General features: G+C 45.7%; 10 protein-coding genes. 2 read left to right on the top strand and 8 right to left on the bottom strand.

The window, feature by feature from the left end; translation table 11 throughout:
• Positions 1 to 137: 137 nt before the first annotated feature.
• From AC58QT_RS31515 to AC58QT_RS31485, 7 genes are all read right to left on the bottom strand, one after another.
• Positions 138 to 4,607, bottom strand: coding sequence for an AAA family ATPase (locus AC58QT_RS31515; RefSeq protein WP_497412462.1), 4,470 nt, complete (start codon positions 4,605 to 4,607; stop codon positions 138 to 140).
• Positions 4,608 to 4,691: 84 nt separating this feature from the next.
• A complete protein-coding gene (locus AC58QT_RS31510; protein ID WP_497412461.1) occupies positions 4,692 to 6,845 on the bottom strand; it encodes an MMPL family transporter in 2,154 nt (717 codons plus the stop codon).
• 9 nt (positions 6,846 to 6,854) lie between these two features.
• A complete protein-coding gene (locus AC58QT_RS31505) occupies positions 6,855 to 8,009 on the bottom strand; it encodes an NAD(P)/FAD-dependent oxidoreductase (RefSeq protein ID WP_497412460.1) in 1,155 nt (384 codons plus the stop codon).
• Positions 8,009 to 8,725 carry a methyltransferase domain-containing protein gene (locus tag AC58QT_RS31500; protein ID WP_497412500.1) on the bottom strand — a complete coding sequence of 239 codons (717 nt, stop codon included), beginning with the start codon at positions 8,723 to 8,725 and terminating at the stop codon, positions 8,009 to 8,011. Before AC58QT_RS31500 ends, AC58QT_RS31505 begins: the two co-directional genes overlap by 1 nt.
• A complete protein-coding gene (locus AC58QT_RS31495) occupies positions 8,718 to 9,866 on the bottom strand; it encodes a type III polyketide synthase (RefSeq protein WP_497412459.1) in 1,149 nt (382 codons plus the stop codon). Before AC58QT_RS31495 ends, AC58QT_RS31500 begins: the two co-directional genes overlap by 8 nt.
• A gap of 170 nt (positions 9,867 to 10,036) precedes the next feature.
• The gene (locus AC58QT_RS31490) at positions 10,037 to 10,651 is read right to left on the bottom strand and encodes a PH domain-containing protein (RefSeq protein WP_497412458.1); all 615 of its coding nucleotides are present in this window, start codon (positions 10,649 to 10,651) and stop codon (positions 10,037 to 10,039) included.
• A gap of 78 nt (positions 10,652 to 10,729) precedes the next feature.
• Positions 10,730 to 11,605: a helix-turn-helix domain-containing protein gene (locus AC58QT_RS31485; protein WP_497412457.1), complete on the bottom strand. Its 876-nt coding sequence runs from the start codon at positions 11,603 to 11,605 to the stop codon at positions 10,730 to 10,732.
• Between the two features lie 138 nt (positions 11,606 to 11,743).
• Here AC58QT_RS31485 and AC58QT_RS31480 point away from each other — a divergent pair, with 138 nt between their 5' ends.
• Entirely contained in the window at positions 11,744 to 12,526 is a 783-nt protein-coding gene (locus AC58QT_RS31480; protein WP_497412456.1) for a phytanoyl-CoA dioxygenase family protein, read from the top strand.
• Positions 12,527 to 12,630: 104 nt separating this feature from the next.
• Here AC58QT_RS31480 and AC58QT_RS31475 read toward each other — a convergent pair whose 3' ends face one another.
• Entirely contained in the window at positions 12,631 to 14,658 is a 2,028-nt protein-coding gene (locus AC58QT_RS31475) for a beta-galactosidase (protein WP_497412455.1), read from the bottom strand.
• 121 nt (positions 14,659 to 14,779) lie between these two features.
• Here AC58QT_RS31475 and AC58QT_RS31470 point away from each other — a divergent pair, with 121 nt between their 5' ends.
• Positions 14,780 to 15,601: an AraC family transcriptional regulator gene (locus tag AC58QT_RS31470; RefSeq protein ID WP_497412454.1), complete on the top strand. Its 822-nt coding sequence runs from the start codon at positions 14,780 to 14,782 to the stop codon at positions 15,599 to 15,601.
• The last annotated feature ends 497 nt before the right edge of the window (positions 15,602 to 16,098 follow it).

Below are 16,098 nucleotides of genomic sequence, written 5' to 3'. Positions count from 1 at the left end.
AGTTCTCTGCTCATAGCGAGATGCTGAATGGGAACCCAAATAGGGGTAAGCGCTGCTTACCCCTAAACATATAAATTCTTATATGTCAAAAAAGGAGTTAAGCAGCTCCTACCTCCTGCTTAACTCCTTATCTCCACCTAGATCGACCAATCCTTTGCTTTCGCTACGGCCTGTGTGCGCCGGTTCACCTGAAGCTTGCCATAAATGACCAGTGTAATGTTCTTCACCGTTCCAACTGCTAGTTCCAATCTTTGTGCAATCTCTGGGTTCGACAAGCCTTTTACCATTAATCGCAGCACGTCTTTTTCACGCTCGGTCAGCGATTGAAGCAGCAGACTCGTTTCCATTCTCGATTTCCCTGTATCCGAGATCACCGGATCCACTTTGCCATCCGCCACTTCACTCGCGAAACGATTTAACACCGCAAGCTGAGCAGACAACATCTGCATAAGCTCCATACGCTGGCTGGCTTGCGCCCCGGTCACGGCCTCATTTTCCAAATAGACAATGCCTGCTAATCGGTCCAATTGCTGAACAGGTAAGCAGATGATGGAACGAGGTCGAACACTGCGTATATAAGGATCCCATGCGAATAGATCATCCAGATGGGCATCGCCAAGTATCAACGGCTCTTGCGTTCGGGCTACAAACCGGACCACTGAAATCGGTAAATCAAAGCAGATTTCCAACGGAGCGGAGTGACCGCTTCTTGACACATTACGATTAACGTCATGCTCTGCTTCGATCCACCAGTCGCCGTCTTTATTGACGATCCAAAAGCCTTTGGCAGCCCCAGCGTTTTCAATCAAGGTGACTAGATATTGACCTAGCAGCTGCTCCAAGCCGCTTGCTTGCGTCAGCCGAGCTGCTGCCTTTTTGAACATATCCCGTTCCACTTCCCATGACTGCTCGTCATCCACATCCACATGTTCAACTTGTGCCGATTCTCGGGCAAGCTTCAAATCCTGCTCCCATACGCGACCATACTCCTGTGACACCAGTAGCAAATCCGCGTACTGTTCATGCAGCTGCAAACACTTTTCGTGCGCTCCCCATTGCTGATAACCGTGGTAGGCGTCCATCAGGTACGTTTTGGCGAACTTCTTTTTGCCCATTTCAAGCAACAAGCTCCCGGCAAGCTCACACGCCACAGCTTCCAAATGGGTATACCCGGAATCACTCGCTGACGCTATCGCCTCATCGAAGAAGACTAATGCTTGCTCCCACTTCCCTTTCAGCCGTGACGCCTCTCCTTGCATAAGTAAATACTTATGTTCAAAGTGACTAGGGCCCAGCTCCGACCACTTGCGCATATGAGCGAGCATCGATCGCATCTTTCGTGCTGTCTCTGCCTGTTGCTCTTCGCACAGGGTTGAATACAACCGTGACATGGCCAAGTAACCGTACAGCAGTCCCTCAGGCAAATGCGAGTGATACGTATAGTATCGTTCACTATGCTCGGTTCGTTCCCAAAGCTCTACTGCTGACTCATATTGTCCAAACATATACATGAGTTGAATGGTGCAAATATGATATTCAAATAGAAGGCCAATTCGAATGTCTGCAGGGGTCATTTCCTCCACAAAATTCTCCCCGTCAAAGGAGCCATCATTCATAGATAAACGTCCTTCTGTTTCACCTTGCAAACATTTAGCAAACTGATGATACAGTCGAAATGATTGTTGTGTGAAGGGATCTTTCTTATATAAAGTCCCGCCTTGTGTTTCGCAAAACGCGAGCAACTCACTCAATTGACCACCGTAAAATAAGCTAAACATCATGCCGCGAAGCGAAAATCCCGCATAATAGAAATCTCCACTCGCCAGACTGATGCGATGCGCCTCCTTAAACAGAGGCCAAGTCTCTTGCGCACTCATACTCCAGAAATGAGTTAAGGCATATATGAATGAAAGTTTTGCTTTCACAGGAGAGAATGACGCTTCACCTAGGTGTAATGCAGCTTCTGACAGCTCATTTCCCTCCTTATGCCAACCTTCTTCACTGGAGATGAAAGAGGCAAAAATCGAGATGATTTCCGGAAACTGATTTGCCGTATGATGGTTGAGCATTTTGCGGATACTTTGACAAATAATCACAACAAACAGATTCATATCTACAAAAGAGGAGGCTCGCGCAACGATGGGCAACAATTGAAGCATGGCTAATTCATGCGGAGAGGCTTCCTGTCTTTGTGAAGCATGCAGCTCACCTGCCATGTCACCTTGAAGCAGGATGCGTGTTTGATTCAGTTCCTTTTTGCGCCTCGCTGTCCCAACCTTCCTTGGCAGCTTCACTCCCAATCGTTCCAACAGCTGCAAGCCTTCCTCCAAAGCCGCTTTCGCTTGGCCGCGATTAATATCTATTTCAAGCTTGATTGCCTGTATCCGAAGCTCGTCCACACTGCCGCCAGAATGAGCGATTAGCTGTTCAAATAACCGTTGTCCCTCATCTAGATGGCCACATGCATACTCTATCTGCATGCGTTCCGAAAATATTTCATATGTGAGGGGATATCGTGATACCCACTCCTGATCGGTCAATAGCTCTGTACCGAACGTAATGAAAGTAACAGCAGAGAAGTAAGCAGCCGATTTTCTAGCTTTCCGACTCGCTTGTAATGAAAGTTCGGCCACTTTCAACTTTTCCTCACGATCGATTAATTGATTTTTCCCCAGCATCAGATGGTGTAAAAGGGTATACAACTGTTCTTCCGGCTTGTCAGGCGAATATTGCCCCCATTTGTATCGTCCTAATGCCACATGAATCGTTTCTTTGTCAGTAGTGGGAATGGCCTCATAAGCAACTTGTTGAATCGTATCATGGATAAAGACAAACCACACATTCGGCTGTGAATAGGCGAAGGACCCTGCATCTACTACCTGAGATCTCCCTTGCCAAGACTCACGTTCTCGCACAGGTAGAACCAATCCTTCACGCAGTGCTGGCTCCAAATGTAGCATCACATCTTCAATAGAATCTTGACAAATCGCTGCCAACGTATGTAAATCAAATGAATGACCGATACACGCTGCTCGACTTATCGCTTTTCCTGTTGGTTCGGGGAGCGTTTGCAAATGATCCATCATAAGGTCCCGAACATCCCCCAGCGCATCTTGCTTACGAATTTGCTCTGCATCCCACTGCCATCTTTCCTCATGGGTATTAAAACGCAGCCATTTATGATCGTATAAAGATTGTAAAAGTTGCTTCATATAGAGCGGATTGCCAGCTGTTTTCTGAAAAATCACCTCAGCAAGCGATCGAGATTCCTCGATTTGCAGCAATCTACATAGATACTGCTCGGTCTCTGCCAAAGTTAATGAAGAGAGCACGATTCGCCGAGCCGGCATTGCTTCTTGATGACAAAGCCAATGTCCTGCTGGCATTTCTTTTTCGCGATAGGCGACGATACATAAGAAATATCCTAAATCTTCATTTTCCGTGATGCTGTCAATAAAATCCAATGTTGCCGCATCTGCCCAATGGACATCATCAAGAAATAAAACAAGAGGTGATCTTTTCACGGCAATTGTCCGAATCATCGCTTGAAAAGCAAAATGAAGTCGATTTCTTGACGCCGTCCATGGCAACATGTCAGAAGCTGGCTGCTCGCCTATGAGTAAGATCATGTCCGGAATAATTTCCGTTATAATGCTCGCATGATCGCCTAGTGCAGCGATTAGCTTGTCTTTCCAACGTGTGAGCTGTTCCGTGCTGCTGGATAGAAATCGATGAATGAGCTCTCGAAAAGCATGGATTAACGGTGCATACGGGATATCCCGCAGCAGTTGTTCCGATTTCCCGGAAATAAAATAGCCTCTCTCTTGCTGCTGCGCTGCGAACCATTCACGAACAATCGTTGATTTGCCACTTCCCGGCTCTCCACTTACAGCCACGATTTCCGTCTTCCCGTCCATCGTCTTCACAAATGCGTTCGTCAATTCGGACAGCTCATGGTCACGGCCACTCACAACGATCGGCATCCGCAGTTGACTCGCAAACTCTTTACTTCCAAGCGGGAAAGCTTCAATAGCGCCGTACTCCTCCCAAGTGGAGCGACACTTTTTAATATCGTAGAGTAAGCTATAGGCACTTTGGTAGCGCATTTCCGGTGTTTTGGCTAACAGTTTTACAATGAGGTTCCCTAACATATGTGGAATATGAGGTTTCATCACGCTTGGGTGTGGCGGTCGTTTCGCGAGATGGGCATAAATCCATTCTGTCGGCTCTGCCGCAAGATAAGGAAGTTCACCCGTCAAAAGTTCGAAAAAGATAACCCCTAGCGTATACAAATCGGTCCGTTCATCGATGTCTGAGCTCATCCGCCTGGATTGTTCAGGCGCACGATACGCCCAGCTGGACACAGCTAACTCACTTCCTACCTGAGAGTCCGTCTGAAACTTGAGCAGCGTAACGCGAATGGCTTCATCTTCGATTTGACAGCCAAACACTTCCGGACTCAAACGACGATGAACACCATGTTCTTCATGAAACGCTAGAACCGATTCTGTCATGGCTTCTGCGATTCTCAAAAAGTCCTGCAGTCCGCCCTGCTGATTTGTCCAATATTCAGGAAGAGAACTGTCTCTAATTTTCTTCGTGACCATACTGCCTCCCACACACTCATTCCGAGCACATTGTTCTAATGATGCAAATTATATCATACACAGCTCGTTTTGCGGATGGTAGACTCATCTACTATGATTCGATGGTCCCCACCAATTCCATTTGCCTAAGATGATCATCAGCGCTGGCACTAGCACTAATCGGATCACCGTTGCATCGATAAATATGGCAGCTGCAATACCCAGTCCAAGCTGTTTCACACCCACAACCTCGCCAAACGCAAACGGCAATGTGACAGCTATCATAATGGCAGCAGCAGAGTTTATGATTTTACTTATGGAAGATAAACCGACAAGCACAGACCGCTGATTATCATGAGTCCGCTGATACTCCTCATAAATTCGCGAGACTAAGAATACGCCGTAATCCATGGAAATTCCAAACGCGAGCCCAAAGATAAATACGGGAATCATAATGGCGATTTTGCTCGGCTCCAAACCGAAATGCCCCTGCTCAAAGAGCCAGGTTAGAATTCCAAAAGAAGCCCCAAGACTCAACAGGTTCATGATGATCGTTTTTAGCGGAACAAGAATAGAACGGAAAGCGATGAATAACACCATATAATTCGAAACAAGAATGAACAGCAGCACATAGGGTAAATGGTCAAAGATATCATCGAAAATCTCCTGCTGATATTTGGCTTCCCCGCCTAACAGATATGGAAGCGTCCCCGATTCTCCCTCTCTTTCCCAAACCCTCAGCCAGTCCTTCACTTGCTGAGAGGACGGTTCATCCTTTAGTCGAACTTGAATGAGCATCTTGTTCTCATGCACAAAAGTTTGAAGAATTTGCTCGTATTTGGCTCTGGTCGTTGAATTGTAAAATAACCCATATAGTTGATCATAGGGCACTGGCATTCTCTTAAAAACCGAATCTACTCTTTCGACGAGCCGTTCTCTCTCCAACTTTTGAATGAGCAATAAGGCTTGTTTCCAATCACGCTCCGTCAGTTGGGCTGATCTTCCAGTCACAAGAAAGATAACATCAGAGTTCCTTTCACTACTGCCAAAATGCGTTTGATACACCTCGAAAGCGGCGCGGGATGCATAGCCTTCCGGTAAGGATGTCGCATCAGGAATGGCTAATTTCATCTTCGTTAAAGGCAAGAAGCAACATAGAAGGATGCAACCCGCGAGCAAGGACATTTGAACAGGTTTTCTCATGACAAATCGCGCCATGACAACCCAAAAATTGTTCTTACCTTTTGTCATTGAAAAAGGTCTGCGTTCGGCCTGAATGGCAGGCCACCACAATGCTAGAAGCGCTGGCACTAAAGTTAACGTCAGGGAGACAGAAACGGCTACTACGATCATTGCACCTAACGCTACGGTCGTAAACATGGGCAATGGAATGAACAATATCCCCATAAGACCTAAACCTACACTAAGCGCAGAGAATAAGACGGCTCTTCCCGCTGTAGTCATTGTGATAAGGATGGCTGTTCCTGCATCATTCTGATGAATTTCTTCGCGAAAACGACTAACCATCATCAAGGCAAAATCGATGCTAAGCGCGAGCCCTACCATCGGAATGACATTCAGTACAAAGTTAGATAAATCGATCTGAGTTCCCAGTCCATACATCATGCCCATTGTGCTTGTAACGCCAATAAGCCCAACAATAATTGGGATGAAAGCTGACGTCACGCCGCCAAAAGCCAACCAAAGGATAAGAAAGGCCGCTGGAAGGCCTAAGCTTTCCGCTCTTCTTAAATCATGTTGACTCGCTCGATTTACATCTTCTTGCACAACAGATTTCCCTGTCCATGTCACTTTCATTTCTTTGTGCGCAGGCAAGCGCATTTGAAGCTCACGCAAGACAGGTTTCATTTCATGTGGATTCTGGCTGAATCCAAGCAGCGCATAAGCATAATCCCCTTGAAACATCCCCTCTCTTTCGAGGGGTGATATGATCTCTTGCAACCCTTGCATGCCGTGTAAGGAAAGCAAATCTTGTTGAATATATCGCTCAAATTGTCTGGCGTCCAGCTTCTTATTTTTTTCAAATACGACCATAATCGGATTGGCTGGGAGATGAAAATCTGCGGCTAATGTGTCTCGTACTTTGACAAAGGCACCGTTCGAGATTAGCCCATGATCCTTCAGTACGGTAGGTAGCTTAGGGGCGAAGAATCCGGAATAGAGGAAAAATACAGCCCAGATTAGCAAGATCATCTTAGGATAGCGAAGGGAAATCATGGCAAGTTTACGCAAAGTCATGTCCCCTTCTCAAAACTCAGATTCGTTAAGCCTAGTTGCTCTAACCAATTTTTCAGCTAAGCGAGGTGTGTATTGAGCTGCAGCAAACATCATGTTAGGGAGATACGGCACACGTAACATTCCTTGCAACAGATGGCCCCATTTCAGGGGTCCCTTGAATTCCCGATGAATAGCATGTGTATACATCTGTTCCCACACCGCTAAGGTAATATCTCCCTTTAGATACCGTGAGGCCAAAGGCGCACATAGCGCTGCTGATCGCAGCGCCATCGACATCCCGTCACCACAAAGCGGCGGTAACATCATGGCTGCATCTCCAAGGCAAGGCATTTCATTCCATGCCATCGGTTTGCTCGTTAGCTTTACAGGCGAAACAGCCACCTGTGTTCCAGGAACTGCTCGTGCAGACGATAGGCGTTCGGACAGCTTACTATGTCTAGCACTTGCGGCTTCAATCAACCCGAGAATCGATTTCTCCGCATCCGGAAACTTTCCTCGCTCCAGCAAAGCGGCCATATTCACCCGTCCCTCTTCAATTGGCGATAGACCTAGGTAACCGCCTTCAAAGAAATAGAGTTCAACAACTCCACGCATATCTATCCCTTCATAATGGGATTTCACGCCTAGATGTACGCCAGGTATCGCTTTAACACCATCTCGCTGATGATGCTTGTTCAGTGTGCTTAAGCCAATTGCACCGCAAGCAGCAATCACAGCCCGCACTTGATACACATGAGCTTCTCCTTGCTGTTTCGTCTCAATCACATATCCCCGATCAACAGGCTGTACAGCACTTACCATGGTTTCAGTCTGCACCTGCACACCTGAGCGCAAAGCGGCGTGGTGAAGAACCGTATCCAGCTGGTATCGGCTTACTCCCCAAGCTGTTCCCGGAAGAGCTATCTGCAGCTGCTTTCCTCGGCTAAGAATCAGGTTAGTCTGCTTGATCTTACTTGGCTTCAGGGCAGCAACTGCTTCACGCAGTCCAAGCTTTTTCATCATTGCAAGGGATTCAGGGGACAGAAACTCTCCGCAAACCTTATGCCTTGGGAATGCTTTGCGATCGAACAATACGGTATTCCAGCCGTGATCAGCTAAGGACTTCGCCATCACACTACCTGCGATACCTGCACCAATAACGGCAACGTCATAGGTGTGAATCATCAGGCTTGCTCCCTTTTCTCAATCACGACCGCATATCTGAATAAAGGCCTCCAAGAAACCAACATATCGGAGATGCCCAACGCATTTCGAAGGAACATCCAATCCCTTGCACGGAAACCTTTCGCTACCGACAAAGGCCCATCATTCCGAATATATCGATTACTGGAAATGAGATGTGCTGTAACCCATACGGCTGCCCACGCGATCCAATGCCGATGAATATCATTTATAACGACGCCTAGCCGCGATGCCTTCAATAGACAACCAACCACTTGAGGAAGTTCGTTATTATTAAAATGATGCACAAATTGTGTGCTGGTCGTGATATCGGCTCCATTTTCTGGGAGCTCAAATAAACTGCTTCGCATGACACGTACACGTGGCTCGCTGCGGAATAGCTCTCGTGCTTCTTCACAAGCTTCCTCGGTGATATCAACTAACGTGATGCTAAGGGCTACCCCATTGTCATCCGCCCAGCGCAAAAGATGCCGATTGATATCTCCAGAGCCAGATCCAACATCCAGAATCGATAACGTCCGTGGTTTGCCTGCTTGTAGCCAGAGACGCTTAAATCCAAATAAAGTTGGCCCTGCTGCACCAAAAATACGATTAAGCAATCGCAAATGCTGCAGGGCTTGTCGAAGTTCAGGGCCACCTGACGAAAAGTCATCCATTAATTCATGCTGCAGAGCCCGTTGTTTGAGCCCTTTAAACATAGGATTCATCTAATTGCTTTTCATCATGGACAGGTATTCCCAAATAAGTAATTTGAATCATTTCACAAGTAAGTCCTGGTCCGAATGCAAGGGATATCCCGCTTGTTGGTCCTGCTCCGCGATTCGCAAGTTCCTGCCTAGTTTGATCTAATACAAAAAGAATCGTTGCAGAGGACATATTGCCAAAATTACGCAATACGGTTCGGCTCGGATGTGTTTCATCTGCTGATAATCCGTAAACCTCCTCTAACGTATCGATAATCCCTTTACCGCCAGGATGAATCGCCCAAATCTCCGGTCGAGGACCTCCAGACAGCAGATGCTCTATTTGTTCGGGGATCCATGTCCCAATTAATTTCGGAATATTCGGGGACAGATACAGATCGAAGCCGTGATTTCCCACATCCCATTTCATTTCATCTGCACAATCTTGTAATAGAATCGAATGATCGTTCCCTAGTTGAAAAATGGGATGATGCTGATCATTACTGACGCCGACTACACAAGCAGAAGCACCATCTCCGAAAAAAGAAGCTCCAAATAAAGCTTCACGATCACTAGAAGGCTGAATGTGAAGTGTACATAGTTCAACACAGACTACTAGTATTTTGGCAGTTGGAAGGCTAGAGGCGATTTGGCGTGACAAACAAACAGCCTTCAAACCAGCCGCACATCCTAAGAAATTGAATGGGATCCGATTGACATTGGCGGCTAGTCCCAACTGATGCGTCAACGCAGCATCGAGTCCTGGAAGGAACTGACCCGTACAACTTACGGTAATCAGATGCGTAATGTCAGACACGTCTACTTGAGCATCATCCAATGCTCTGTTGGCCGCCTGCAAAGCTAAAGGCACAGACTCACGCTTGTACGTCGCCATTCGATCAGAAGTTGATGGCGCTTGGTCATTGTTTTGCGAAAAATATCGGCAATTCTCTGCTGTTTCTAGCAGGTTCGGTTCACATGTATATCTGGTTTCTACGCCGCATTGCTTGAAAATTTTTTTCGCCCAACGCGCGGAATTAGGATTGTCACGTAAGGCGTCCGTTAATCGGTGAGAAGTATCTGCTTGATCTAGACGGAATTCAGGCACAGCTGTGCCAATCCCAAGAATTGCGATAACCTGATCTTCTTGTTTCATGATCTAATCTCATCCCCTTGGCTCATTCAATTCTTGGCTGGACATGCAGGTCACTTTACACATATCTATTCATGTGCAGCAGCGGATATGAGAAATTTTTCCATGGTAGGCTAAAAAAATACAAACGAAAAAGCCATGCAACAGCATGGCTTTCTTCATCTATGTGTCATTTAGTTATTGATATAACGTTCGAAAATGGCACCGAAATCCTTCACCTTTAACTCCGTGTGTTTCGCTTTCAACCAATTATAGGTGGATTCATTAATTGCATCGAATTGGGTGACCGGAGAAGTCGTCTGTGTGGAGATGCGACCTGTGGCTTCCTTCGCAACAGCTACGCTTTGCTTGGCGTATTCGAATAATTCCTCGTTATGCGCGACTGTCTCCGAAATTTTAATCAAAGCTTTGTACAAATCTTTGATCTGTTCAATTTGCTTTTTGTCCACATCAATAGAGAAGTTCGTATGACCAATTATGAATTTGATCTCCACATCAAGGTCGATCGTTCCTGCCGTTTCCATATATACTTGGGAAATCGCATGTGTATGATAGCTAAAACGTTTCAGCACTCGCTTAGAACTAATCGCACTATCTCCATCTAAATGAATGAGTGCAAGGTTCGTAAAACAATATTCATCCTTCTTGGACTTAATAATGAAGTAAATCTTCTCGCCATCCTCATGCATCACATAATCATCAGAATCGACCTTATCAAAATCCGCTGGACTAATTACTTTACCGATATCACTTAAACCTAATGCATCTGCTGCAAACTTCTTGAACACGGAAATCATCCTCTCATTTTGTAGATTAACCCCTATTATACTTTATTGGTAGAAATTAGATAAGTAGGAAGTAGGAGATTATTCGCCATCGTACCGCTTCTCCTTTTGGCGAAACTGACCTGGCGGAAGCTTTTTTTCCATTTGAAATGTGCGTGAGAAATAATGAACCGAGGAAAACCCTGTCAATTCAGCTATCTCTTTAATTGGTAACTCACTGTTAAGCAAGAGATGTGTGGCTTGTCGGATACGTTCTCTGCGAATAAAATTAGTAAAATTCTCATGAATCCCTTCTGAAAAAAGGCGTGAGAGATGCCGCTCTGATACACTCAAATAATCGGCAACATCTTTCAGTTGCAGCGTTTGCGAGAGATTGTCGCGGATATAGAGCTTTGCACGTCTCATCAAGACATGCGTGCTTTTATGACGAACGACGGAAGATCTCGTACGTGTTCCGAATACAGCCGGAAATGATACCAGCAAAGCATAAGCCACAGCATGCACAGCCGCATAAGGTAAACTGCCATGACCTTCGCGAATCAGCAGCGACAACCATAATTGAACCGTAGGCTGATGTTCCGCATCATACAGGATGACATCACCTTGCGTAGCAAGTTCGTGATACGCGTCCCGGACCACGTCCTCACTCATGCTCTCATCTAATTCAAACGCGATATATACGATGTTTAGTCCTTTGCCCGTACGAATTTGGTGCGTAATGCCAGGCTTAGAGCAAAACAGCGTTCCCCGACACAAGGGATATACGAGATCTCCCTCCGAATATTCACCCTCTCCATCCAAAATATAACAGATTTCGAAAAAGGAATGCTTATGCGGTTGATTATCGTACAGACAGGGATCAGCTCCCCAATAATTCACTTTAAAAATAGCTTCCGCGCCTTGGATGACTGTCAACGCTTCATTCAACATGGCATACGTTTCTTTATACTGATACATGAACTTCACCTTTTCAAAAAAATGGCCTTATTGTGCAAAAGTATGTCCTCTGTTGAAAAAGATTACACCGACGCGATCTCCTATAATTATAGATAGAAATCGGTTTAATGAGCAACTACAAATTGGAGGCATGGTACCATGATACAACCCAAGGATGTTGATTTTTACAAAAAGAATGGATATTTGCTAGTCAAAGGGGTTTTTAATGAAACGGAAGTCGTAGAGATGCGAGAAGCGGTTGAGAGTATTATTAAGCGCGCTGCTCTCGCGAAGGCTGATCGAAATGATGCTTGGCAAGGGGATTATTTGCCTGCAGAGGAATTAAAAAAGCTCGTCCTTAAAGGCTTTCATGATGTGCATTATCACGATTCCGCCTTCATGCGAGCTGTTATTCATCCGAATATGGTAGCGGTTTTGAGACAAATTATAGGACCGAACGTTCAACTCCATCATTCGAAAATGCTGGTTAAACCGCCTGAGAATGGCGCAGCTTTCCCCATGCATCAAGATTATCCGTATTTCCCGCATGAGAAGCATACGATGCTAGCGGCAAGTGTTCATTTAGATCGCGCAGACGAAGAAAATGGCTGCCTTCGCGTTATACCGGGCTCACACCTCACAGGGAGTTTGCCGCATATCGGCAGTCATTATCTGAATCATAAGGAATATCCCATTCATATGGGAACTCCGTGTGAGGCGGAAGCCGGCGATGTCTTGTTCTTTAACTATTTAACGATACATGGTTCATCATCGAATAAAAGCTCAAGAACACGGCGAAATGTATTGTTCCAATATCGGGAGGCTAGTGATTTCCCTACGACACAGGAGCATTATGACTGGGGCATGGGGTTAATGGTCAGCGGTGAGAATCCTAATTTTACGAAGGTGAAGCCTAACTACAAGATTATAAAAGACGCTTAGCGTGCTGTTGATATAAGCAAAGAGGGTGCCCCTTGCCATTTTCATGGCTTATGGGACACCCTCTTCGTGTATCTATTGGGGACCGTCTTCAAGTAGCAAGCCATTTACTTCGCAATAATGAGGACTTGCTTGGCTGCCAGTGTCGCTTCATTTTCAATGAAATCACCGGATAGTAAGTCCGTTCCCTTCAGATCTCCAAGTGCAATCGTTGCAGCTTGATCATTATGATTTAAAATAAAGACGAAGGCATCGTTATTGTCGTTCGTTCGGATAGAAACTTCTACACCAGGTACTGCTGAAATCGGTGCCGTAATTCCTTTTTCTTGGCATAAATTACCCAACAAGCCTTGCAAAAATGCTGGCTCTGGACTTGTAGCCACATACCAAGCTTGACCCGCTCCGTATGAATTCACCGTAAGTGCAGGCATACCTTGATAGAAATCTTTGCCATACACAGCTTTCACTTCCGCACCCTCCGCATGAATTAAATCACACAGAATCCCACATTGGTAGCTGCCATCAAGCATTCCCCAAGACTCATTCACCTGGATTTCGTTGCTTTGATCTGGGAATAACGCGTCGATTTCTTCCGCCCAAATCCCAAGTACCTTCCGCAATTCACCCGGATACCCGCCAAGGGTTACACGATCATGCTCGTTAACGATGCCACTGAAGAAGGTAGTAAGAAAGGTTCCTCCAGCATGAACGAATTGTTCCACGCGCTTCGCATATCCCTCTTTTACCATGTAAAGTACAGGTGCAATGACGATATCATAACCCGTGAGATCCGTATCCGTGCCGATCATATCTGCTTGAATATTTTGCTTAAACAAGGCGTCATAGTACTTATGAACTTCTTTTACATAATCTAACGCGATGGTGGGTCCGCTCGAGAGCCCAACCGCCCAGCGGTTTTCCCAATCAAAAACAATACCAACACGCGCTTTCACTCTTGCATCGAGCACTTTATCTGATAAGTGCACCAGTTCATGCCCTAGCTCTGCGCACTCACGGAATACACGCGTATGTTCATGCCCGACATGCTCTATCACTGCGCCATGAAACTTCTCACAAGCTCCTGCTGATCGGCGAAGCTGGAAGAACAGAATGGTATCCGCGCCGTGAGCAACCGCTTGATAACTCCATAACTTCATGACACCAGGACGTTTCAATGAGTTGTACTTCTGCCAGTTCTGTTGACTTGGCGTTTGTTCCATTAGCATGAACGGTTGACCGTTCTTCAATCCGCGCATGAGATCATGTGTCATGGAAGTCAGACTGACCGGTGTATCTAGGGATGGATAGTTATCCCATGAGATCACATCCAAATAAGGCGCCCATTTGAAATAATCTAATTCTTTGTAAAGTCCCATTAAATTCGTGGTGATGGGCACTTCAGAGCAATGCCGTCTGATCGCGTTATACTCTAATTTATAACAATCTAGTAAACTATCCGACATAAATCTCCGATAGTCTAGTGAAATCGATTGAAAGAAAGAACGATCACCAGGCGTCTCCTCCGTAAGCGCATTAGGCGGCTCGATTTCTTCCCAGTCGTAGAACGTATGACCCCAGAAACCTGTATACCACACTTTGTTTAACTGCTCTAATGTTGTATATCGTGCTTGCAGCCATGTGCGAAAAGCAGCGGCGCAGTTATCACAGTAGCAATATCCGCCATATTCATTTGATACGTGCCAAATGAGAACAGCTTCATGATCTTTATATCGTTGGGCTAATTTGTCGGCAATTCGCTCCGAGTAGGTACGATAAGTTGGACTATTCGGACAAGAATTGTGTCTCTTACCAAATTTATGTTTACGTCCTTCAAAATCCACACGACAAACATCCGGATATTTCTTAGCCATCCAAGCCGGGTGAGCCCCTGTGCTCGTAGCTAAGCATACATAAGTTCCATTCGCATGGAGACGATGAATGATGTCATCCAGCCAAGTAAAATCGTACGTATCTTCATTCGGTTGTGACAGCGCCCACGAGAAAACATTGATCGTCGCGACATCAATTCCTGCAAGGTTAAACATGCGTAAATCTTCATCCATGACCTCTTTATCCCATTGTTCGGGATTGTAATCTCCACCATACCAAATTTTTGGCAGCTTAGCATGTATCACCGATTTGCACCTCTTCGTGTAGATTCATATAAGAATAAGTCCATTATATATAATTCATATTCATGTTAAAATATAATAAAATTACATTCTGATATAAGAAAATGGAACAGGATGATACAGTATGCATACCCGATTTCTCCTAACGCCTAGCACAGCCCAGCCCTACCCTTTATTTATAGAAAGCATTGGACATCACGAAGATCAGGAGAAGCTCAACCGTAAGGATGGCCTCCCTTATTATCAATGGCTGCAGACTTTTTCTGGTGAAGGCGAGTATGAAATGGGCAAAAAGAAAGTCATTTTAACCAAAGGCTCTGGTGTCCTCATGCTGCCCGGTGAACCGCACGCTTATTATGCCCTTACGCCTACTTGGTGCACACAGTACGTCACGTTCGGAGGTAATAGTGTACATACGATCTTAAGCACATTAGATATGCTGGAATCCGCCGTCTTCCGTTGGGACGAGGATGGTCCGTTCAGCCTAGCTCTCACCCATATTTTGACCAAACTTAAGACACAAGCTGATTATTCCGGCTATGATGCATCGGCTGATTTGTACCATTTCTTGATTCAGATTAAAAAGCATGCCCAAACCAATAATCGCACGTCGATTACGAATCAAATGCTTCATTTACAGCCACTTACGGATTGGTTAGAGGATTACTATCCGAATCCGGATACTGGAATTGAACAGATGGCCGCAGTCCTTGCGATTACACCACGCCATTTGAATACCTTGTTTCAGCACGCTTTCGGTCTTTCACCTTATGCCTATCTCATTATGATGCGGCTTCGCAAATCCAAAGAAATTTTGCTCACCGATCGACACCTCGCCATCAAAGAGATTGCGGTGCGTGTAGGGTTTCGGGATACGAGCCATTTTATTGCAAGTTTTCGCAAACAAATTGGCCTTACGCCAGAGCGATTTAGAGATTTGAATTAAGGAAGTCGAGCCACGGCTGATTTCAGAAACAGTTGGAATGCTGAGACAGCAATTTTCGTCGGCTCATGAAGGGAATCGCGCCATTACAGACTAGTTTGTTATCTGAGACAGCACTATTCGACGGCTCAGAGCACGGTTGGTGCTGGTTGGCTGCTGAGACTGCAATTTTCGTCGGCTCAAGTAGAGAATCGCGCCATTACAGACTAGTTTGTTATCTGAGACAGCACTATTCGACGGCTCAGAGCACGGTCGGTGCTGGTTGGCTGCTGAGACTTCAATTTTCGTCGGCTCACGAAGGGAATCGCGCCATTACAGACTAGTTTGTTATCTGAGACTGCAATTTTCGTCGGCTCAGAACGGTTGGTGCAGGTTGGCTGCTGAGACTACAATTATCGACGGCTCATGAAGGGAATCGCGCCATTACAGACTAGTTTGTTATCTGAGACAGCACTATTCGACGGCTCAGAGCACGGTTGGTGCTGGTTGGCTGCTGAGAC

This window comes from Paenibacillus sp. J31R109 (genome assembly GCF_059692055.1).
The sequence above is the reverse complement of the archived record's forward strand: the minus strand, read 5'-3'. Positions and strand labels throughout refer to the sequence as shown.